17 protein-coding genes and 1 tRNA gene are annotated in these 20,532 nt (G+C 36.8%); 9 read left to right on the top strand and 9 right to left on the bottom strand.

Translation table 11 applies throughout. The features are described 5' to 3' along the window. The first annotated feature begins 147 nt into the window (after positions 1 to 147). Positions 148 to 1,293, top strand: a complete 1,146-nt coding sequence (locus ABXH34_RS01045; protein WP_353569992.1) for an FIST signal transduction protein — start codon at positions 148 to 150, stop codon at positions 1,291 to 1,293. Positions 1,294 to 1,310: 17 nt separating this feature from the next. After that, a complete protein-coding gene (locus tag ABXH34_RS01040) occupies positions 1,311 to 2,237 on the top strand; it encodes a lysozyme inhibitor LprI family protein (protein WP_353569991.1) in 927 nt (308 codons plus the stop codon). Positions 2,238 to 2,293: 56 nt separating this feature from the next. Here the strand turns inward: ABXH34_RS01040 and ABXH34_RS01035 are convergent, their stop codons facing one another. From ABXH34_RS01035 to ABXH34_RS01020, 4 genes are all read right to left on the bottom strand, one after another. Beyond that, entirely contained in the window at positions 2,294 to 3,109 is an 816-nt protein-coding gene (locus tag ABXH34_RS01035) for a hypothetical protein (RefSeq protein WP_353569990.1), read from the bottom strand. Positions 3,110 to 3,184: 75 nt separating this feature from the next. Then, entirely contained in the window at positions 3,185 to 3,412 is a 228-nt protein-coding gene (locus ABXH34_RS01030; RefSeq protein WP_353569989.1) for a hypothetical protein, read from the bottom strand. Then, positions 3,393 to 4,277 carry an adenine-specific DNA-methyltransferase gene (gene yhdJ / locus ABXH34_RS01025; RefSeq protein ID WP_353569988.1) on the bottom strand — a complete coding sequence of 295 codons (885 nt, stop codon included), beginning with the start codon at positions 4,275 to 4,277 and terminating at the stop codon, positions 3,393 to 3,395. Before yhdJ ends, ABXH34_RS01030 begins: the two co-directional genes overlap by 20 nt. Positions 4,278 to 4,429: 152 nt before the next feature. Then, complete coding sequence (locus tag ABXH34_RS01020) at positions 4,430 to 5,404, bottom strand: HpcH/HpaI aldolase/citrate lyase family protein (protein WP_353569987.1); 975 nt, start codon at positions 5,402 to 5,404, stop codon at positions 4,430 to 4,432. 168 nt (positions 5,405 to 5,572) lie between these two features. On the opposite strand from ABXH34_RS01020, the gene ABXH34_RS01015 reads away from it, so the two are divergent. Next, the gene (locus tag ABXH34_RS01015; protein WP_353569986.1) at positions 5,573 to 6,262 is read left to right on the top strand and encodes an HAD family hydrolase; all 690 of its coding nucleotides are present in this window, start codon (positions 5,573 to 5,575) and stop codon (positions 6,260 to 6,262) included. A gap of 223 nt (positions 6,263 to 6,485) precedes the next feature. On the opposite strand, the gene ABXH34_RS01010 is transcribed toward ABXH34_RS01015, so the two are convergent. Continuing rightward, complete coding sequence (locus tag ABXH34_RS01010) at positions 6,486 to 7,484, bottom strand: aminoglycoside phosphotransferase family protein (RefSeq protein ID WP_353569985.1); 999 nt, start codon at positions 7,482 to 7,484, stop codon at positions 6,486 to 6,488. 214 nt (positions 7,485 to 7,698) lie between these two features. On the opposite strand from ABXH34_RS01010, the gene rpoH reads away from it, so the two are divergent. Further along, positions 7,699 to 8,568: an RNA polymerase sigma factor RpoH gene (gene rpoH / locus ABXH34_RS01005; protein ID WP_353569984.1), complete on the top strand. Its 870-nt coding sequence runs from the start codon at positions 7,699 to 7,701 to the stop codon at positions 8,566 to 8,568. Positions 8,569 to 8,930: 362 nt separating this feature from the next. On the opposite strand, the gene ABXH34_RS01000 is transcribed toward rpoH, so the two are convergent. The 3 genes from ABXH34_RS01000 to ABXH34_RS00985 form a co-directional block, all read right to left on the bottom strand. Beyond that, positions 8,931 to 10,991, bottom strand: a complete 2,061-nt coding sequence (locus ABXH34_RS01000) for a TonB-dependent receptor plug domain-containing protein (protein ID WP_353569983.1) — start codon at positions 10,989 to 10,991, stop codon at positions 8,931 to 8,933. Positions 10,992 to 11,059: 68 nt separating this feature from the next. After that, positions 11,060 to 13,117 carry a TonB-dependent receptor plug domain-containing protein gene (locus ABXH34_RS00990; protein ID WP_502710387.1) on the bottom strand — a complete coding sequence of 686 codons (2,058 nt, stop codon included), beginning with the start codon at positions 13,115 to 13,117 and terminating at the stop codon, positions 11,060 to 11,062. A gap of 110 nt (positions 13,118 to 13,227) precedes the next feature. Next, on the bottom strand, positions 13,228 to 14,130 hold the full coding sequence (locus ABXH34_RS00985) for an aq_1923 C-terminal domain (RefSeq protein ID WP_353569982.1): 903 nt from the start codon (positions 14,128 to 14,130) through the stop codon (positions 13,228 to 13,230). Between the two features lie 556 nt (positions 14,131 to 14,686). On the opposite strand from ABXH34_RS00985, the gene hda reads away from it, so the two are divergent. From hda to ABXH34_RS00965, 4 genes are all read left to right on the top strand, one after another. Further along, positions 14,687 to 15,385 carry a DnaA regulatory inactivator Hda gene (gene hda / locus ABXH34_RS00980; RefSeq protein ID WP_353569981.1) on the top strand — a complete coding sequence of 233 codons (699 nt, stop codon included), beginning with the start codon at positions 14,687 to 14,689 and terminating at the stop codon, positions 15,383 to 15,385. 515 nt (positions 15,386 to 15,900) lie between these two features. Next, entirely contained in the window at positions 15,901 to 17,262 is a 1,362-nt protein-coding gene (locus tag ABXH34_RS00975) for an MFS transporter (RefSeq protein WP_353569980.1), read from the top strand. A gap of 24 nt (positions 17,263 to 17,286) precedes the next feature. Next, positions 17,287 to 17,880, top strand: a complete 594-nt coding sequence (gene ssb / locus ABXH34_RS00970; protein WP_353569979.1) for a single-stranded DNA-binding protein — start codon at positions 17,287 to 17,289, stop codon at positions 17,878 to 17,880. Between the two features lie 331 nt (positions 17,881 to 18,211). Next, positions 18,212 to 18,288, top strand: a tRNA-Arg gene (locus tag ABXH34_RS00965). Between the two features lie 414 nt (positions 18,289 to 18,702). Here the strand turns inward: ABXH34_RS00965 and pyrC are convergent. After that, the gene (gene pyrC / locus ABXH34_RS00960) at positions 18,703 to 19,737 is read right to left on the bottom strand and encodes a dihydroorotase (protein ID WP_353569978.1); all 1,035 of its coding nucleotides are present in this window, start codon (positions 19,735 to 19,737) and stop codon (positions 18,703 to 18,705) included. 347 nt (positions 19,738 to 20,084) lie between these two features. Here pyrC and ybiA point away from each other — a divergent pair. Then, a partial coding sequence (gene ybiA, locus ABXH34_RS00955; protein ID WP_353570020.1) for a riboflavin biosynthesis intermediates N-glycosidase occupies positions 20,085 to 20,532 on the top strand: 448 nt, incomplete at its 3' end.

Genomic DNA, 20,532 nt, shown 5'->3' with positions numbered 1-20,532 from the left:
TATTTTACTCAAATCTTTAAAACCATTAGAAATTTAAAATTTATCTACAAGATGCTGTTTATAAATAATTCCAATATTGAAGCCTATAAAATGTGAGGTATAACCCCAATCTATATAAAAAATCTGGCGAGAGATAAAGGAAGCATCATGAGTCAATTTAAATACGGCCATGCCAACGCATTACATTGGAAAGAAGCGGCAGTTAGTTGTTCAAAACAAATAGGAAAAATCAATAATGAAAATTTAGGTTTTTTATATATTACCGACCATTTTGAAGAAGAAATAAATCAAATAACCTATTATTTTCAAGAACAGACAGGTATTGAAAACTGGGTTGGAACAATTGCCATTGGTATTTGTGCCACAGGACAAGAATATTTTAATGTGCCTGCAGTTGTCGCAATGGTTGGGGAATTTCCTGAAGGCTCATTTAAAGTGTTTACTCGAGTTAATGAAGAAGATGACGGCTTAGAAAAATTTGTATTAGAACATCAGTCATGGTTTGACAGTAAAATCCCACTGTTTGGTCTTGTTCATGCCAATCCACGCAACAGTGAATTACCCGACATGATTTTGCAATTAAGTGAAAATTTAGGAGATGGCTTTTTAGTTGGTGGCTTAACCAGTTCACATAAAGAGCAAAGCCAACATCCACAAATTGCGAATGATGTTTTTGTTGATGATGATTTAGATGTATCGGGGGTTATTTTTTCCAGTGCTGTCACCGTTTCAACACGTTTAACTCAAGGATGTTCAATTATCGGCAAACGGCATGAAATCACCGAAGCTGACCGAAACATTATTGTGCGCATTGATAACCTACCGGCATTGCAAGTGTTTAAAGAAGATATTGGTGCAGAGTTTTCCGATGATCTACATAAAGTTGCAGGGCAAATATTCACCGCGTTACCCATTCAAGGCTCTGATACGGGCGATTACATGGTACGCAACATCATCGCGCTTGATCCAGAACATCAGTTGATGGCGATTGGTGATTTTGTTAATGCCGGGATGCCAATTTTATTTGCCAAACGAGACGTGCGCAGTGCAAAAGAAGATTTGGTTAAAATCCTGAATAGCTTAAAACATGATTTACGTGGTAAAAAGCCGAAAGGCGGTGTGTATATTTCTTGCCTTGGACGTGGAGAGAGCTTATTTGGTAAAGATTCGCAAGAGATGAAGTTAATCCAAGAAGTATTAGGCAATTTTCCTCTTGTCGGTTTTTTTGCCAATGGCGAAATTTCACATCAACGTTTATATGGTTATACTGGTATTTTAACCTTATTTTTATAGAAACTGAGGTCAAGTTTATGAAACAGCGTTTACTTTTCACCCTATTTGCTTTGTTATTGCCTTTACAAGTTATAGCTGAAACATTGCAGTTCACAGGTGAAATCACCGAATTAGCAGAAACAGGACGCGGAGCAGAGGTCTGGTTGCGTTTAACTCAAGCTGAAGATGGGAGTAGTTTAGATTTTATTCTATCAGATGAAAAAGCATTAGAGCTTGAAAGAAGTCAATGGTTAACGATCACTTATCAAAAAGTTTTAGAGCCATTAATGATTGGTTTGCGTTTAACTAGTGAGCCCATCAATGCACGCTTTTCATCTGATACGCCCCAACGCTTTTTAGAACAAGCACAATACACTCAAGTAGGTGACTATATTTCAGGTCAGTTAGGTGATGCGGGTATGTATTTGCAGTTAAAAGATCGCTATCAAACGGTGTATGAATTTGTTGGGGTATTTGAGTTAGATGCAGATAATGCAGAAAAATATACAGGCAAAGAAATCGAAATCACTTATATTAAGGAAGAAAAAACCAAAGTCCTTGATTATGAAAATCCAGCTTCTAATGCAGATGAAACCATCGATTGTACTGAAAATGCTGTGACTCAAGTTGATATTAATCGTTGTAGTTATGAAGGTTATGAGCAAGCTGATTTAGAATTAAATAAAATTTATCGTAAGATTTTAACAACATACAATGATGAAGTTGAATTTGTTAAAAAATTAAAAGTAGCTCAACGTGCTTGGATCGCTTTTCGTGATGCGCATTTAGAAACAATCTATCCTGAAGAAGATAAACGCTTTGCTTATGGCTCAACCTATCCATTATGCTCCAACAATGCGCTAACTGAATTAACCAGACAACGTATTACACAATTACAACAATGGTTAACAGGTTTGCCTGAAGGTGATGCATGTGGCGGCTCAATTCGAGTCAGCACTGAATAATCCAAATATTTTGGCAAGCAATGGGGTTGTTTGCCAAAAAACGATGTTTACCTATTTCAATTAATAAATTCCATATTAAACTCAACTCGGCTTTGCAATACAATTTCTTCAATCACGTATATTCCATTACCATCATTTAGTACTTTTTCAAATATTTCTATCAGCTTTGGAATATTGATAACTTCTTCTATTGATTCAATGTATTTTTGTACAATAGTCTTAATTTGATATTTATTTTTAGCCTGCGTTTCTATTTTTTGTAATATGATGTGAATAGGGTCTTCAGTTTTAACAACAAAAGTGATTGGATAACGTTGCACTTTATCAATATCTAAAAAATATTTGCCTGCATTTATCGTTTCTGTAACTTGAAAAAAGCGTCCTAAAGGCTTCATCACAAAATCAATACCACCATCATTTGCATTAGTTCTGCCTGTTTTATAAAGTGTTAGAGATTCTTCAATCAATTCTTCAGGCGACCATCCCCAATAAATTCTTTGTTCTGCATAATATTGTTTTAGAACAGCAAAACTTGCTATTTCAAAAATGCGGGCATCAACATTAGGTTCAAATAAACTTTTTATAAATTGGATCGCTTTTTCTGGTGAGGTTTGCTGCATATCTATTATTTTTTGGCAATAAGACATGAAATCAGAAAAGGCACTTTGTCTTGCTTCAATATAAGTCTCAATAATTGCTTTAACTGCTGCGGCAATATTTATTTTTTCTGTACCCAATTTCACCTTAATTAATTGCTCATTTATCCAATAATAATTTGTTTCTGCATCTCTTATAATTGGTAAGTATTCACAAATAGGAAAATATTTTTTAAATTCTTGATTTAAGCGATGATTAAGAGCGTGATTTTGCAATTTACTACCAAATGGAAGCTCACGTTGGCGGTATAGTAAATCGTTAAATTTTGCGCCTTCATAATTTAGGTAGTTTTAATTTTTATCAAATCCATGATTCAAATAGTCCTCAACTAATACATAAATAGCATAATTATTGGCAAAGCCTGCTCGTGATTTTGATCCACGATTAGCTGCTTTAGTTTTGATGTTTAAGTATTGGATTATTTCACTCTGCTGTAATAATGCTTCACCTTGATTATTAGTATGCATATCTAAGATAGAAATTATTTTTTGTGTGAAATCATGCTTTTGAATTAACATGGAAAAGGTCTCCCATTGATTCTTGCCTTTTTACACCACCTGTGTTTTTGACTTTAGTATTTTTAGTCAGTTTTTGTAATTTTTCATCTCGATAAGTCTGAAAGCCTAGCACGCGACGCAAACCTATTTTGAGATATTCTTCTTGTGATTCTATGCTAATGGATTGTCTATTTAAAAATTTGGCGACTGCACCCGTTGTAAATGTGCCAGAAAAAGGATCGAGTACGATACTATTTTGATGACTACTTGCACAAATAATCCGCTTTAATAATGCCTCTGGTTTTTGCGATGGATGTTGTTCATATTCATCCATTCGATACCTTACTCTAGGAAATTCCCAAACATTCCCTGGTACTTTCTTTGTGTTATAAGGCTTTGGTGTTTCTCCACGATAATCAATCAATTTACGTTTTGCGCCTGTTTTTGCTTCTACTAATATGTCATCAGCATTGAAAATATAAGATTTAGGATTTTTAACACAGTGTAATATCGGTTCATACATTGAGCCAAAATATTTTTTTGCTTGGACACCAGAGCTATCATAAGACCACACAATACGACTCAAGACTGTTAATTTTTCCCGTACGTACAAATCAAAATAAGGCATTGCTTGAGTGCTGGTCATAAGATACATCGAGCCTGTTGGTTTTAACACGCGGATGCACTCATCAATCCATTGATAAGCCCACTGGACATATTCCAAATCTGAAGCCCATTTATCCTCAAACTCAGAAAATGTTTTTCCAATATTGTATGGAGGATCAACAAATATTAAATCAATAGATTCATCATCAATACAGGTTTTCAACACATCAAGTGCATTACCATGATAAATAATGTGTTTACCTTGTTCATATTTATTCATTTAACCGAACTATTTTGGGAACAGACTTATATCTTGTGTGAAAGCGCTTATTAAGCAGGCAAGCTCTGAGGTATTAATTGAATAACAATCTCAGAGCTTTTTTAGTTATTCCCAAATAATTTAGGAATGAGCAGGTTTAATCAAAAATTCAATTACATACTAATTGTTTTGGCTTTCTCAATTAAGTTTTCAGCCATTTTGATACTTGCAACGTCAATCAAACGACCGTCTAAACTCACTGCGCCTTTACCTTCTTTTGCCGCTTGTTCCATTGCTTCTAAAATACGTTTAGCGTGAGTAACTTCTTTATCTGATGGGCTGAAGACTTCATTGGCTAAATCGATTTGTGAAGGATGAATTGCCCATTTGCCTTCATAACCTAAAATCGCCGCTCGTTTTGCCGCAGCAACATACGCATCAGGATCGCTGAAATCACCGAAAGGTCCATCAATTGGACGTAAACCATAGGCGCGACACGCAACAACCATACGCGCTTGAGCAAAATGCCACATATCATTCCAATGGAAATCACGCGGGCTGTCATCTTCATTTTTATCAGTCAATACGCCATATTCAGGATGTGCACCACCGATAACCGTTGTTCTAGCACGGGTTGATGCAGCATAATCTGCTACGCCGAAACTCATTGCTTCTAAACGTTTGCTTGATTGTGCAATCGCTTCCACATTTGCCATGCCTAAGGCAGTTTCGATTAATACTTCAAAACCCATTTTTTTCTCACGTTTTTTCGCAATTTCAATTTGAGAAACTAAAGTATCTAAAGTATAAATGTCAGCAGGAACACCCACTTTAGGAATCAATAACATATCTAAACGTGGGCAGTTTTCAACCACATCAATCACATCTTTGTACATGTATTGTGTGTCTAAACCGTTAATCCGCACCAACATAGTTTTATCACCCCAATCAATATCATTGAGTGCTTCAACCACATTTTTACGTGCTGTTTCTTTTTCATCTGGCGCAATTGAATCTTCTAAATCTAAGAAAATACAATCCACATTTGATTGAGCTGCTTTCTCGAAAAACGCGGGGTTTGTACCTGGAACGGCTAATTCTGAACGGTGTAAACGTGGCGTTGCTTGTTCGATAATCGTTGCACTCATTTGCGACTTCCCTTTTTGTGTTTAGTTGATGCGGTTATGTATTAAGTAGTGTAAAAAAATTGTTTATCAATGCCTACAACATGTGCATAAAATCACAGGCGGTTATACTATCATATTTGATAGATTTATCTTATAGTTGCTGAATGATATTCAAAATAGCCCAGTCTTATGCCTATTCGTGTAATTTGTTTTGATTTAGATGATACATTATGGCCTGTAGCACCCGTGATTCGTCATGCAGAAAATGCTTTGCGTCAGTGGTTTTTTCGCTATTATCCGAGAATTCCTCAAAAATTTAGCATTTCAGATATGCAGGCAATGCGACAAGATTTATTGCGTGAACAACCTGAATTGTATACAGATTTACATGAATTACGCCGTATCAACATCAAACAGGTGATTAATACAGTTGGTTATGACGAGTCAGTTATTGGACCTGCTTTAGAGGTTTTTGATAACGCTCGACACAAAGTAAAACCCTATTATGATGTGATTCCTACCTTGGAACGCTTGCATAAAAACTATACTTTATGTGCATTGACCAATGGCACAGCCGATGTGAAACGGATTAATACATTGTCACGTTTTTTCACCATATCGCTACGAGCAGGTGATGTTGGACACGCAAAACCCCACCCCGCCTTATTTGAAACCGTGTGTCAACAATGCGAAGTTGAACCAAATCAAGTGTTACATATTGGTGATTGTGCCAATGCTGATGTGCTTGGTGCGTTACAAGCGGGGATGCACGCCATTTGGATCAACCGTAAAAAACAACCATGGGACGCTGAACACCAACCTCACGCCATCATTCATTCCTTGGAAGAATTAGAAGCAGTGCTACAGCAAAATTTCTAATATAGTCAATTTCGTTTTGGGTGTTAGGGCTGACATTCCTATAAAACTTTAAATATCAATCGTTTTTAAAACTAAGGGCTGCCAGCCCTGTATCATCTTAGAATAAAACGACTATATTCTGTGAATACGATGTCTCACCTATTTTTTTTTATTTGGCTTGCTGTTTTCTGAGTTTGGGCATATTTTCTCGCGCCCAAACTCAACACCAATGACTCTATCTCTTTTAATCCAGACGCGACAGGTATGCAGGAATGACCCGTTTAACCAGCAACTGATTTAAAAACTGCAATTCAGGATAAAGTTCGCTGACTTGTGCAATGTAGTTTAAGGTATCTGGGATATGCTGAAAATAGCTGTCTTTGCCATCACGGTGATATAGACGCGCAAAAATGCCACTAGCTTTGAGATGACGCTGAATCCCCATTAAATCAAACCAATGTTTGAATTGGGCAAGCTCAACGTTAGCCTCTAATAATTGATGCTCAATAGCTAACTGATAATAATCGCTTAACCAAGCGTCAACCCGTTCAGCAGGCCAAACTTGATAACAATCACGTAATAAAGAAACGAGATCATAAGTTATTGCACCTTTGACGGCATCTTGAAAATCTAAAATCGCAGGATTATTGGCATCAACCAGCATCAAATTGCGTGAATGGTAATCGCGATGTACAAAGACTTGAGGTTGAGATAAAGCAGACTGTTTGAGCAATGCAAAATTTGCAAGTAACTGTTGTTGCTCATCCGCGTTTAACACAATATTCAAATGTTTTGCCATCAACCAATCTGTAAATAGACTTAATTCTTGACTGAGTAAAGCATCATCGTAAAGTGGCAAGTTATCTGCGTCGATTTTTTGCATTTTAACCAAAGCTTGGAACGCATCGTTGTAAAGAGCATCTGCCTGCTCAGTTTGTAATGCTGGCCAATACAGTTGTGAGCCAAAATCGGTTAATAGTAAAAAACCTTGTGTCGTGTCTTGGGCAATAATTTCAGGGGCATTTAACCCTGCTTGACGTAATAAGCGTGCAATATCAATAAAAGAATGGCAGTCTTCTTTATTAGGCGGTGCATCCATGACGACAAAAGGCTGTCCTTGTTTATTGTTCACGCGAAAATAGCGGCGAAAGCTTGCATCATTAGTTAATGGCTGAAGAGTGTTATTTTCAAGATGTAAGGTATTGAATAACCAATTATTCAGTAAATTCAATCTATTAGACATTGTGTTTTTTCCATAATTCATCATCAAAATCATATCATAATACAAAAAACGTTTGACATAATAATACCCGATAATTATACTCATGACATAATAATACCTGATAGATAAACTTGGTTTTAAGTCGGGTAAGTGAGAACAAAACGACTGAAATTTATTAGCACTCTTATCTTATGAGTGCTAGAATAAATCACTAAATTCTAGGAGAGAGGATGCCATGAGAGCACTATCACCTGCTTTAAGTTTAAATGCTAATTTGTCTGTTCCTGGACAAAGCATTGAAAATTATGCGCAAGCAATTAAAGCAATTCCTATGTTAACCGTAGAGCAAGAGAGAGCATTAGCGGTTAATTTACGAGAAACTGAAGATTTAGAAGCTGCACGCCAATTAGTTATGTCGCATTTGCGTTTTGTAATGCATATTGCAAATGGCTATCGTGGTTATGGTTTGCCACAAGCTGATTTAATCCAAGAAGGTAATATTGGTTTAATGAAAGCAGTTAAACGTTTCGATCCGACAGTAGGTGTACGCTTGGTCTCATTTGCAGTGCATTGGATTCGTGCCGAAATTCATGAATATATTTTACGTAATTGGCGAATTGTCAAAGTGGCTACAACCAAAGCCCAGCGTAAATTATTCTTTAACCTACGTAGTTCTAAAAAGCGTTTAGGTTGGTTAAATCAAAAAGAAGTTGAAATAGTTGCGCATGATTTGGGTGTAACACCTAAAGATGTGCTTGAAATGGAAACCCGTTTAAGTACCCAAGATACTTCATTTGATGCGCCAACTGATGATGAAGAGTCAGAGATTCTTGCACCTTCTGGTTATTTAGAAGATCATCGTTTTGATCCTGCGAAATTAAATGAAAGCCGCGAATGGTCAGCACATGGCAGCGGTCAATTATATTCGGCTTTAGAAAAATTAGACCCACGTAGCCAAGATATTTTACGCAAACGTTGGTTAGGTGATGGTAAAGCAACATTGCAGGAATTAGCTGAAGAATATAGCGTTTCAGCCGAACGTATTCGTCAAATTGAAAGTAATGCAATGAAAAAATTGCGCAAAAATATTTCATTGGCAATTTAGAAAATACCTTCTCTCTAAACGTTTTTTCTCCTTAGCATTTTCGCCCTTATCTTATTCCAAGGTAAGGGTATTTTTGTTTTTATATTAAAGCAATAAAGCGACTATAGATTCAGTTTGAAATCGTTCCATCCAGCAAAGAGATTTTTTAATACCTCAAATACATCTCTTTATAGTCAATTTCGATTTGCATGTTAGGACTGTCCTTTTATATCTTAAATATCAATCATTTTTAAAATCTAGGACTGCTAGTCCTGTATCACTTTAAAATAAAACGACTATATTGCTTGTCTCATTGGATTAGATTAACTTAAATCCTATTCTTTGACAGCCCCAAATATTTGGCATTATTTACATTATTGTTATTAAAATTTCCACTCGATACCTAAAGAATAAGTTTGACCACGATTTAACACACCATCAGCCACAACCGCATATTTAGTCGAGCTATAATAAGCCTCATCCAATAAGTTATGCACCCGTCCAACTAGCGTTAAATCATCAGTCATCGCATAACGAACCGCAGTATTTAGCAACCAATAGTCGTCTAATACATTATCTTCTACTTGTCGTAAAACTTGTTGCTCAGTCTCATCATGATAATAGCCATTTAGGTTGAAATTCCACTTGTTATATTGATAATTCAAAGCTGCGGAAAAAGTCTGCTTGGGAAAACGTTGGGGATTTTCTTCCATTTTTGCCATGTAAGTGTAGGCCATGCGCAATGACAAGTGATCGCTCAATTGGCTAGATAACTCGAACTCCCAGCCTGACGAGCTAAGCTCATTGGGTAAATTTTGAAATTGTCGTCTAAAGCCTAAGCCGCTTTGAGCAATCAAAATCGTATCAATTTTATTTTTAGCCTGATTGTAAAAATAGGTTAACGTCGTTTGTGCACGCTTAAATTGCTGTAGCCATGCTAATTCCAAAGTTTTAATCGTTTCAGATTTCAAATCAGGATTCGCCAATTGATTTAACTTAATGTAGCCTTGGCGTATTGCAGGGGCGCGGAATGCCTCACCATACATCCATTTAAATTTAGTTTTTTCAGTTGGTGCATAAGTTAACGCAGCGCGTGGAGTCACTGTGCCGCCAAAATCAGAATAACGGTCATAACGTAAGCCTATCGTCATTGCCCACTGCTGATTTAACTGATATTTATCTTGTATATAAGCCCCAAAAATATCTCGATTAAAATCAGGTTCAATTAAAATGACCGTATCATATAACACCCCAGTATAAGGAACACTTCCCGTAGGTGGCGATTGACTCAGTGCTTGATTTAAAGTAATCGGATCATAATTATACGAATTGTAAGCAAAATTACTTGTCGGTTGACGATACTGTAAGCCTGCAACCAACTCATGCGTATCACTAAAAATATAACGGCCTTCAATATTAAAAGCCAGCTCTGATTCTTTAGAATTACGCCCACCTGTTAAATTGCCCAAATTAGATTGACTCAAGGTTTCAGGTAAATTAGCAAAAGAAGCATCTAAAGCCACACTTTTAGTACGCATTTGAATATAGCTCAAATCTAGGTTTAAGCTAAAATCATCAGTTTCAAATAATTGATAGCCTACTTTAATCGATTGATGTTCAGTGAAATCTTTATTTACTCCTTCTAAACTCTCGCTTAAAAATGCAAATTCATCTCTATCCCGTTGGGAATGTCGAAATTGAACATTAAACTTATCATATTGTGCAGATAAATAAATATCATTGCCTTGCATGGGGTCGGAAGTTAATTTGCTTGGATCGATAATGTTTTTATAATCATTTTGGCCATTATCTTCAAAATGACGGGCAAACCCCGTAAAATAGCCATTATCAAATTGCTTAGAAAAATTCACATACGCTTCGCGACTGGCTAAATTACCTGCACTGACAAACGCATCATTCACATCTTTATTGGTCACAATATTGACCACACCAGAATATGCACTAGTGCCATATAAGGCTGATCCTGGCCCTCGAATCACTTCAACTTGTTTCACATTGGCCAGTGGAATATAAAAATTATGTGTCAACGCACCCCCACTAATATCATTGTTAAGTCGTTGTCCATCCACCATAAATAAAATATTATATGATGCTTGGGGAGTGGTCATGCCACGTGCAGCAACCATATAACCGGAACCAAATACCAGCTCGCGTGTACCAATAAATCCGGGGATATAATTTAATAGTTCTTCAACCGAAGTCAGCCCCATATTAAGTAATTCTTGGCGGGTGAATACAGTCACAGATGAGGGTGCATCAAAAATCGTTTCTTTGCTTTTGGAGGCAATATCAATTTCAATTTGCAATAATTCAGTTAAAGATAAGCCAAGCAATTCATTTATGACCACCTTGTCTTGAACCGCCATCACTGAATGGGTATTCAAATACAAAACTAAGCCGACAAGTAACGACTGAAGATTCATGATATTCCCCCCTAAAGACCATAAAGCATTCAGGCTTTTTAATTCAAGTATTAGACCAAAACCTTGACCTAAAACTGTAATTCAATACCCAAAGAATAAGTGCGACCACGATTTAATACACCATCGGTCACAGATGCATATTTGGTTGAATTGTAATATGTTTCATCCAATAGATTATGAATACGTCCAACAATGGTTAGTTCTGGTGTTAGCGCATAACGGACGGCGGAATGTAGAACCCAATAATCATCAAATACTTTGATTTTTCCTCCTATAATCTGCTGTTGCATCGTATCATGATAATAAGTATTTAGATTGAGATTCCATTTATCATGTTGGTAATTTAAAATTGCGGAAAAGGTTTGCTCGGAAAAGCGTTGCGGTTTTTCCTGCATTTTTGCCATATAAGTGTAGGCGGTACGTAACGATAAATGCTCAGTCAATTGGCTAGATAATTCAAACTCCCAGCCTGCGGAATCCAGTGCCCCCGGTAAATTTTGAAATTGGCGTAAAAATTCACCTGTAGTCGCTGATGATAACAAAACGGTATCAATTTTATTTTCAGCTCGACTGTAAAAATACGTGAGCATGGTTTGCGCTTGCTCAAATTGTTGTAACCAAGCCAATTCTAAGGTTTTAATGGTTTCAGGCTCTAAGTCAGGATTACCAAGCCCCTGTATTTTTGTAAAACTCTGACGTAGTGAAGGTGCTCGAAATGCTTCGCCATACATCCATTTAAATTTAGTTTTTTCAGACGGTGCATAAGTCAATGCAGCACGTGGGTTGGTGGTACTGCCCGCATCAGAATAACGATCATAACGCAAACCTAATGTCATTGCCCATTGTGGATTAAATTGATATTTATCTTGCACATAAATCCCTAAAATATTTTGACTGATTTGGGGTTCGTAGTCAGCAGTATCATACGGAATGCCGGTATAATTAAAAGACCCTGTTGGCGGTGATTCAGCTAAGGCTTGATTATATTCGGCAACATCATAATTCAATGAAATATATGCATATTCTGTGGTTGGTTTTCGGTACTGCAAGCCTGTAATTAATTCATGATGATCGTTGAAAGCATAATGACCCTCAAGGTTAATTGACCATTCGGTTTCTTTGGCATTGCGCCCGTCTAATAAATTACCTAAATTGGATTTATCTAAGCTGTCAGGTAAATAAGCTAATGAAGAGGTTAAAAATGTTTCTTTATTTCGAGTGCGCATATAATCAAAATCAATGTTGAGATTAAATTTATCCGTTTTGTATAATTCATAACCTAATCTAATTGATTGATGTTCAGTGAAATATTTTTCAATGCCTTCTAAGTTTTCAGTAAAAAATGCAAATTCATCCCGATCACGTTGAGCATTCCGAAACTGGAAATGAAACCGATCATATTCAGCCGATAAATAAATATCACTGCCTTTTAAAGGGTCAGAACTTAATGTGTTTGGATTGAGCACATTTTGATAGATTTTTTGCCCATTATCTTCAAAGTAACGCGCAAACCCTGCAACATAACCACCCTGTTCAAATTGTTTAGAGAAATTCATATACGCTTCTCGACTGGCCATATCACCTGCACTGAAGAACGCATTATTCACATCGGTATTGGTCACAATATTCACCACACCAGAATATGCACTAGTACCATATAATGCAGAACCAGGTCCACGAATCACTTCAACTTGTTTCACATTCGCCAATGGAATATAAAAATTACGGGCTAATGCACCACCACTAACCGCATTGTTAAGTCGTTGTCCATCCACCATAAATAAAATATTGTATGATGCTTGAGGGGTGGTCATGCCACGTGCGGCAACCATATAACCAGAGTTAAATACCAGTTCTCGGGTCGCCATAAACCCAGGGATATAATTTAATAATTCTTCAACTGAAGTTAGCCCCATATTGAGTAATTCTTGGCGCGTAAATACAGTAACTGATGAAGGCGCATCAAAAATTGTTTCGCTACTTTTAGACGCAATTTCGATTTCAACTTGCAATAATTCCGCTAAAGATAAGCCAATCAGTTCATTCAATCCGATTTTATCTTGGGCATAAGTTGCTTGGGTATTTAAGCACAGAGCTAAACCCAAAAGTAAGACTCGAAAATTCACGAATATCCCCCTCGAACATTTTAGAAATATGGCGACTTCAGCCTTTTTAACTCAAGCCCTAGATTAAACCTGTTTTTCATATAAGACATTTTTATTATTACATAAATAAATTATTGGGTATATTTTATTTTAAAACCAAGGTGTTGAGTCAGGTTTTGTGGAGGCGTATTGATAATGGTTTGGTAAGTGGGAAGTGGATGCTTGGGTTGGAAAATAAGTTGTAATTGTTTCGGTTGTTGAATAAATTGAGCAAGGTTGTCAATGCTACTTATTTCAAGTTGAGTACGCAGTGATTCAATATCACGACGTAATTTATAAGCCAATTGTTGCTTAAATAGTTTTTCAACTTGTTTATTGCGGTGAGCTAAGAAAGTAGTGGTTTTTTGCATAAATGTACTGTCATCATAAGTGAGTATGAATTGCTCTAATTGGATTTGATTCATCTGCTTTAACCAGTTTAAAGGTGATGCTGGCATATTCAATAAAGTCGCTGCAATGTTTACATTCGCCCAGTGTTGACCTTGAACATTGATTAACACATCGACAGTTTTAGCCACTTGCTTGGCCTGAATATCTATATCCATTGCAAACTGAGGAAAACCCAACTGACGCAATTCACGTAAACTTAAGTAATAGGGCTTATAGCTGAATAAAATATCAGGGGCTTGGCTCGCAATATCAGGGACATCCATTTGCACCCCAAATAATTCCACATGCGATTGTTCTGGCAAACTATTTTTCACATCGTAGAATAAATATGCTTGATGTAAAACCAGCTTTTCAATTGCAATATTGGGCTGATTTTCAGTATTTAACTCTACATTTTCAATCACCAACGTTCCTGTCCATGATAGATTGGCATCAGTGTAGTTTAATTGAAAATTCTTTCCTGACGATTGACTAAATTCGGTTAATTTTTGCTGGATTTGGGTATCGATATACGCTTTAATGCCACCAAATAAAGCTGCAATTAAAGCGAGTAAACCAATAGCAACATTTTTAAAATTAAACATAATAACTGTGACACCTGTTTTATTTGATTTAAATGTATCGAATTATGTGAGTGCTAATCTATTGTAAGATATAGCCAATTCCAGTTTATGTGTTAGGACTGGCAGTCTTTTTATACTTTAAATATCAATCAGTTTTAAAATTGAGGACTGCCAGTCCTGTATTACTTTAAAATAAAATGTCTATAATTGTTTATTTTATGCATTTTTCTAGTCAATCATGACAAATCTCTAAATTAGCGCATATTCTTATGTTATGTTCATAATTCATGTTGAACCCAAAAAATAGCTATTTACCGCAAAAAATCCAATTCAATTAGCCAATGCGGATAGTTTAAGCCAAATTATTTTAAATCAAAAATCAATATTGATAATGAAGTCTATCAGCAAGAAATTACGGGATTGCTTACCCAATTTGTATGGCTTAGCTTTTGTATATTAAAACCAAAAAACACATTGAAACCAAATTCTAAAGCTTGCATTTTTTGCTGAAATAGTTTAAGAATGACTCAACTTATCTAAAGGCTCAAAAAGTTTAACATTGTTTAACACTAAGGCTATGAGCACCCAATTACCACTTGGTATCAATTTGCAATTCAGCCAATCATTTGCAAACTATAACGCCACTTTTAATCACACTGCTTTATTAGTACTGAGGCAAGTGATTGCAAGACAAAGTGAAAATAGTTTGTATTTATGGGGCGAATCTGGCACTGGTAAAACGCATTTATTACAAGCAGCTTGCCAAGAGATGGCTTATTTTGACCAAACACCTGCTTATATTCCTCTTTCCGAACTAAAATCAGAAGGTACGATGGTGCTCGAAGGTTTAGATAGCTTGGATTTAGTTTGCTTGGATGATTTGCAAGTCATTGCAGGCTCTAGCGATTGGGAGCATGCGTTGTTTAATTTATTTAACCGCTTGAAAGATAAAAATATTCCATTGCTAATGGCAGGCAAGACGGCTCCTAATGAACTAGGATTAGAGCTACTGGACTTAGAATCACGCTTATCTTGGGGTGGGGTATTTAAACTGCAAGGCCTAGATAATAAAGAGAAAATAAAAGCACTACAGCAACATGCTAAACAATTGGGCTTTGAATTATCTGAAAAAGTAGCACGCTATTTACTTAAACAATTTGCGTATGATTTAGAAACCCTCATTCATCAGTTGAGAAACCTTGATTATGCTTCTTTAGCTGCGCATCGTAAAATCACCTTGCCATTTGTACGGCAGTGGTTAACGACGGTTAAATAGAAGGCTTTCATCTCCCTAAAGTATATTGAGTAGTTTGTACAAAATAAATCAAGACATCGAGCAAAAACGCACTATCAAACTGGAAACAGAGAATAATAACGTAATACAACCAATATCCGACAGTTTTTTATGATTAGTTATGAAATCGGAAAACAGGCTGATATTATGCTGGAATTCGTAACAATGTCAGTCTAAAAAATCTAAAAATCAGCCACATTTAATTGCATTATGTTCAACTTAAGCTCATGCCTGTGAATAATACCTCCATCATTCATTCCAAATATAAGCTAAAAATCTCCATACTACGCCCTAAAATTAAGTTGAGTGGTTTACTTTTCATGAAATTATTATACAGTGACCTCCTTTCGGCTAAAAAAACGTAGTATTTCAAAAATAATTTTGCTTAATAATAAAAATATAATGCTACCGAGAACTGGCAATTGCATGGAATCCAAACGGATGTGATGCCGATTCTTAGTTATAATACATACAAGAAATCGACCAAAGGTTAGCGAATGAATCAGACCGAATTAAAGGCAACTTCGTCTATTGCCATTATTATTGCTTTGCGCATGATTGGCCTATTTATGATATTGCCCGTTTTTGCTTTGTATGCTGAACAATTAGACGGTACAACACCGTTTCTGATTGGGGTTGCAATTGGCATTTACGGTTTAACTCAAGCCAGTTTACAAATTCCATTTGGCATGTTGTCAGATCGTATTGGACGTAAAACGGTGATTACAATTGGCTTATTGATTTTTGCCTTTGGTAGTATTGTGGCTGCGATGTCGACTGATATTACAGGGGTGATTATTGGCCGTGCTTTGCAAGGTGGTGGCGCGATTGCCGCTGCATTATTAGCATTGACCGCCGATTTAACTTATGAGGAACACCGCACCAAAGCCATGGCGATAATTGGGATGACGATTGGGATGTCATTTATTTTTGCCTTATCTATTGGCCCTGTATTAAACCATTGGATTGGGGTACAAGGCATCTTCTGGGCAACTGCGGGTTTGGCCCTTATTGCAATCATTATTTTACACACCGTCGTACCTCAACCTCATCACTGTCGTTTTCACCGTGATACAGAACCTGTCTTATCTCAATTCACCAATATTTTCCATGATGCTCAATTGATGCGTTTAAACATAGGTATCATGATTTTGCACTGTATGTTGACGGCGTTATTCGTTGTAATGCCACTGCTTTTAAAAGATAAACTGCCTGTTGCACAACATTGGATGGTGTATTTTCCTATTTTATTGGTTTCCTTCCTCAGTATCATACCGTTGATTATTGTTGGTGAGAAAAAACATCATTTGAAATTTGTGTTTGTGTTCGCCATTGGTTTATTAGTCATCGCACAATTTGGTTTTGCCTATTTTCATCAGTATTTTTGGGGATTAGTTTTATTATTATTCGCATTCTTCATGGCATTTAATTTGTTAGAAGCCAGTCTTCCATCATTAGTCAGTAAAATTGCACCACCCGAAAATAAAGGTACTGCAATGGGGGTTTATTCCAGCTCACAGTTTTTAGGCGCATTTATTGGTGGGGTTAGCGGTGGTTGGTTTCATCATCAATATGGGGATATGGCCGTGTTTTTATTTTGTGCAGTCTTGGCAATTATTTGGTTTATACTTGCGATAACCATGCATAGCCCACGTTATTTAAGCCCTCATTTTTTAAATGTAGGTGATTTAGATAAACAAAAAGCAACCCAGTTAACCAAACAGTTAGCACAGATTCCGGGGGTTGCCGAAGCGGTTGTGATTTTAGAAGATGGTGTGGCGTATTTGAAGATTGACCGCGACATTTTAGATATGAGCGCATTAGAACAATTTTCGATACCCGAAGAGGCACGTTATTAATTTTAGTTTTCAGGAGAAAAGTCAGTGGCTAAGGGCACTTTAAATAAAGTAATGTTGATTGGGCGACTAGGGAATGACCCAGAAATTCGTGCAACTGCAAGTGGTTCATCTGTGGCAAATTTAAGCGTGGCTACTAATTCAGGCTATAAAGATAACCAAACAGGTGAATGGCGCGAAACGACAGAATGGCATCGAGTTGTACTTTTTGCACGTTCTGCGGAAGTGGCACGGGATTATTTGCGTAAAGGTTCTCAAGTTTATATTGAAGGGCGTTTGCAAACTCGTAAATGGCAAGATCAGACTGGCATTGAAAAATATACCACTGAGATTGTTGGTGAACGTATGGAAATGATTGGCGGTCGTGGTGATAATGCAGGAGGGGGCTATCCGTCACCACCAGCACAACAGAATACTTATGCGCCACCTGCTGCACAAAATACAGCAGCTTATGCACCGCCACCACAAAATACGGGTGCACAACCAAACTATACGCCACCGCCACCGAACCCAACCCCGACAGCACCACCTGTACCTGCGCCACCACCAATGGATACTGTAGCGCCAAGCTCAACATCGGGTGGTTCGCCAGATAATTTTGATGATGATATTCCATTTTAAGCAATGATGATATTTTGGAGTATAGAATTCAAACCCTATGCTCCAGAATATATTCTTGATTAGCCAATGTTATACAATGGGTTAGCAGAGTTTTAGAATAACTTTGAATTCAGTTGGATATTTAAAACTTATATATGAATGGTTTTGCATTTTGGGTGGACTATTTTGAATCCATTGGCTTATTTTCAAAGTGTTGGATTTCGATAAACTTAGATTATTTTACCTAACATCTATTTGTTAAACTTAAGTCAAGCGGTATAAGCAACTAAAAATGAATAGGTATTTTTGACATTTATTTGAAAAAGCAATAAAATGCTCGTTTAGTTTAAGTGCGCCCGTAGCTCAGTTGGATAGAGCGTTGGCCTCCGGAGCCAAAGGTCGGACGTTCGAATCGTCTCGGGCGCGCCATTCATCACTTTCATAAGCTTGAAATATTCTTTCGCTTTGAGTCTCTAATACTTCCCCCGGTTGCAAAGCAATTCGTAAATTATTACGCTGTTTTAAAACCACAAAAACCGAATTATCTGCCTCATTAAGTTCAATATAATAACTCTGCTTCTTAAAATTCAATTTATTACTGCCATTAACCCAAATCATAATATCGCCATTATTTTTACGATACAAGCCATTGAATATAATATATTTTGGTGGTTCTGGTAATTCAAAACTCTCAACTTCTTCTTTGCTTGGTGCAGGCTTTAAACGCTCTTGTTCTAGGCCATAACGTTGTTCTGGCGTGGTAAATAGTCGATGAATGGTCTCAGCATCACTATGATCTGCAATAATAAATCCAAGAAAAACAAGAAGCGTTGCACGAATCATTTACACCAACTGCCATAAAATCTCACTACCTGCACGCAATGGAATCACTTTGTGTTCACCAAGTTCAAAAGACTCAGGCATCGCCCATGTTGCTTTACGTAACGTAATAGTTTGTTTATTGTGAGGCAATTTGTAGAAATTAGCACCGTAAAAACTTGCAAAGCCCTCTAATTTATTTAATTTTCCTTCTGCTTCAAAGATTTCAGCATATAGTTCAATAGCCGCAGGTGCGGTATACATGCCTGCACAGCCACAAGCTGCTTCTTTAGCATGTTGAGGGTGTGGCGCACTGTCTGTACCTAAGAAAAATTTAGGATTACCACTGGTTGCCGCTCGAATGAGGGCTTCACGGTGCACCTCACGTTTTAATACAGGCAAACAATAATAATGTGGATTAATCCCGCCTTGGAAAATAGCATTACGATTCATTAGTAAATGATGAGCGGTGATTGTTGCTGCTAAGTGATGCGACATTTCTGTAACATATTCAACGGCTTCTTGAGTTGTAATATGCTCCATAACCACCCGTAATTCAGGAAATTCAGTTAAAATAGGATCAAGTACATACTCAATAAAGTAACGTTCACGGTCAAAAATATCGATGCTAGTCGCGGTCACTTCTCCATGAATAAGTAATGGAATATCAAGTTGTTGCATCTTTTCCAATACTGGCCACACATTCCGTAAATCGGTCACACCAGCATCTGAGTTGGTTGTTGCACCTGCAGGGTAGTATTTGACCGCATAAATATGCTCACTGGCTTTTAATTTTTGAATTTCTTCTACTGTAGTCTTATCAGTTAAATATAACACCATCAATGGGTTGAACTGGGTGTTATTAGGTAAAGTGCTTAAAATATCTTGCCTATATTGTTCAGCTTGTTCAACAGTTGTTACAGGTGGCTTGAGATTAGGCATGATAATCGCGCGAGCGAAACAGCGTGCTGTTGCAGGTACAACCGCGTGCATTGCTGCTCCATCACGAACATGTAAATGCCAGTCATCTGGTTGGGTAATAGTTAACGTTTGGCTCATAGAATTTTCGATTTTTGATTTGGCGTAAAAAAACGCAATAGAACTTGAGTTTGGTATTTAAACAAATCAGCCAATACTGCTAGGTTCTGGATGTTTTAGATTAATAAATTATATCAAAAAGCATTAGCTTACGTTCAAAATATAGTTTAGTTAGGGCGAAAGCCTAATATAGTAGGTCATAATTGCATTTTTATGACTGCTGTATTGTCATAAGCAATTTTATAGTATCAATAGCTATCAGTCTTTCAAGCATCCCATCATATCATTGTTATCATCTGTATTGAGGTTGCTATTTTTGGTATGCTCCGTAATCGTAATACGGTGTGAATTTTTTAAGCTAGCATGGTATTCAATTATTTTTTTATAATGCTTTTTCTTTTTCTAAAGCTTGTTTCAGTCAATGGTATGCGTCGACATTTACTGAGGATGGTATTCAATATTTAACCTCTGAACATTATATGATGGCAGAAAAAGCTAAATTATTTGATGATACAGAGAATTACCAAAAAATAATTCATGCAACAAACCTTGGTGAGGCAAAAGCATTAGGGCGAAACGTACTCAATTTTGATGAAGTGATCTGGCTAGCGCAGCGGTTTGAGATTGTGGTACGTGGTAATTTTTTAAAATTTAGTCAGAATAAGGCATTAGGTAAATTTTTAGCCAATACAGGCAAGCGAGTATTAATTGAAGCCAGTCCCATTGATAAAATATGGGGAGTTGGACTTGCAATAGATGATCCCAATATTGAAAATCCTAATTATTGGCAAGGCTTAAATTTGCTCGGTTTTGCAT

The organism is Candidatus Albibeggiatoa sp. nov. BB20 (assembly GCA_016744725.1).
GTDB lineage: Bacteria > Pseudomonadota > Gammaproteobacteria > Beggiatoales > Beggiatoaceae > Albibeggiatoa.
Note: the sequence above shows the minus strand (reverse complement) of the source record. Positions and strands in the feature narration are given on the sequence as shown.

Excerpts from the sequence above, each read along its gene's own strand:
- ABXH34_RS01045 (WP_353569992.1), top strand. The coding sequence starts at position 148 with ATGAGTCAATTTAAATACGGCCATGCCAACGCATTACATTGGAAAGAA.
- ABXH34_RS01040 (WP_353569991.1), top strand. The coding sequence starts at position 1,311 with ATGAAACAGCGTTTACTTTTCACCCTATTTGCTTTGTTATTGCCTTTA.
- ABXH34_RS01030 (WP_353569989.1), bottom strand. The coding sequence starts at position 3,412 with ATGTTAATTCAAAAGCATGATTTCACACAAAAAATAATTTCTATCTTA.
- yhdJ (WP_353569988.1), bottom strand. The coding sequence starts at position 4,277 with ATGAATAAATATGAACAAGGTAAACACATTATTTATCATGGTAATGCA.
- ABXH34_RS01020 (WP_353569987.1), bottom strand. The coding sequence starts at position 5,404 with ATGAGTGCAACGATTATCGAACAAGCAACGCCACGTTTACACCGTTCA.
- ABXH34_RS01015 (WP_353569986.1), top strand. The coding sequence starts at position 5,573 with ATGCCTATTCGTGTAATTTGTTTTGATTTAGATGATACATTATGGCCT.
- ABXH34_RS01010 (WP_353569985.1), bottom strand. The coding sequence starts at position 7,484 with ATGTCTAATAGATTGAATTTACTGAATAATTGGTTATTCAATACCTTA.
- rpoH (WP_353569984.1), top strand. The coding sequence starts at position 7,699 with ATGAGAGCACTATCACCTGCTTTAAGTTTAAATGCTAATTTGTCTGTT.
- ABXH34_RS01000 (WP_353569983.1), bottom strand. The coding sequence starts at position 10,991 with ATGAATCTTCAGTCGTTACTTGTCGGCTTAGTTTTGTATTTGAATACC.
- ABXH34_RS00985 (WP_353569982.1), bottom strand. The coding sequence starts at position 14,130 with ATGTTTAATTTTAAAAATGTTGCTATTGGTTTACTCGCTTTAATTGCA.
- hda (WP_353569981.1), top strand. The coding sequence starts at position 14,687 with ATGAGCACCCAATTACCACTTGGTATCAATTTGCAATTCAGCCAATCA.
- ABXH34_RS00975 (WP_353569980.1), top strand. The coding sequence starts at position 15,901 with ATGAATCAGACCGAATTAAAGGCAACTTCGTCTATTGCCATTATTATT.
- pyrC (WP_353569978.1), bottom strand. The coding sequence starts at position 19,737 with ATGAGCCAAACGTTAACTATTACCCAACCAGATGACTGGCATTTACAT.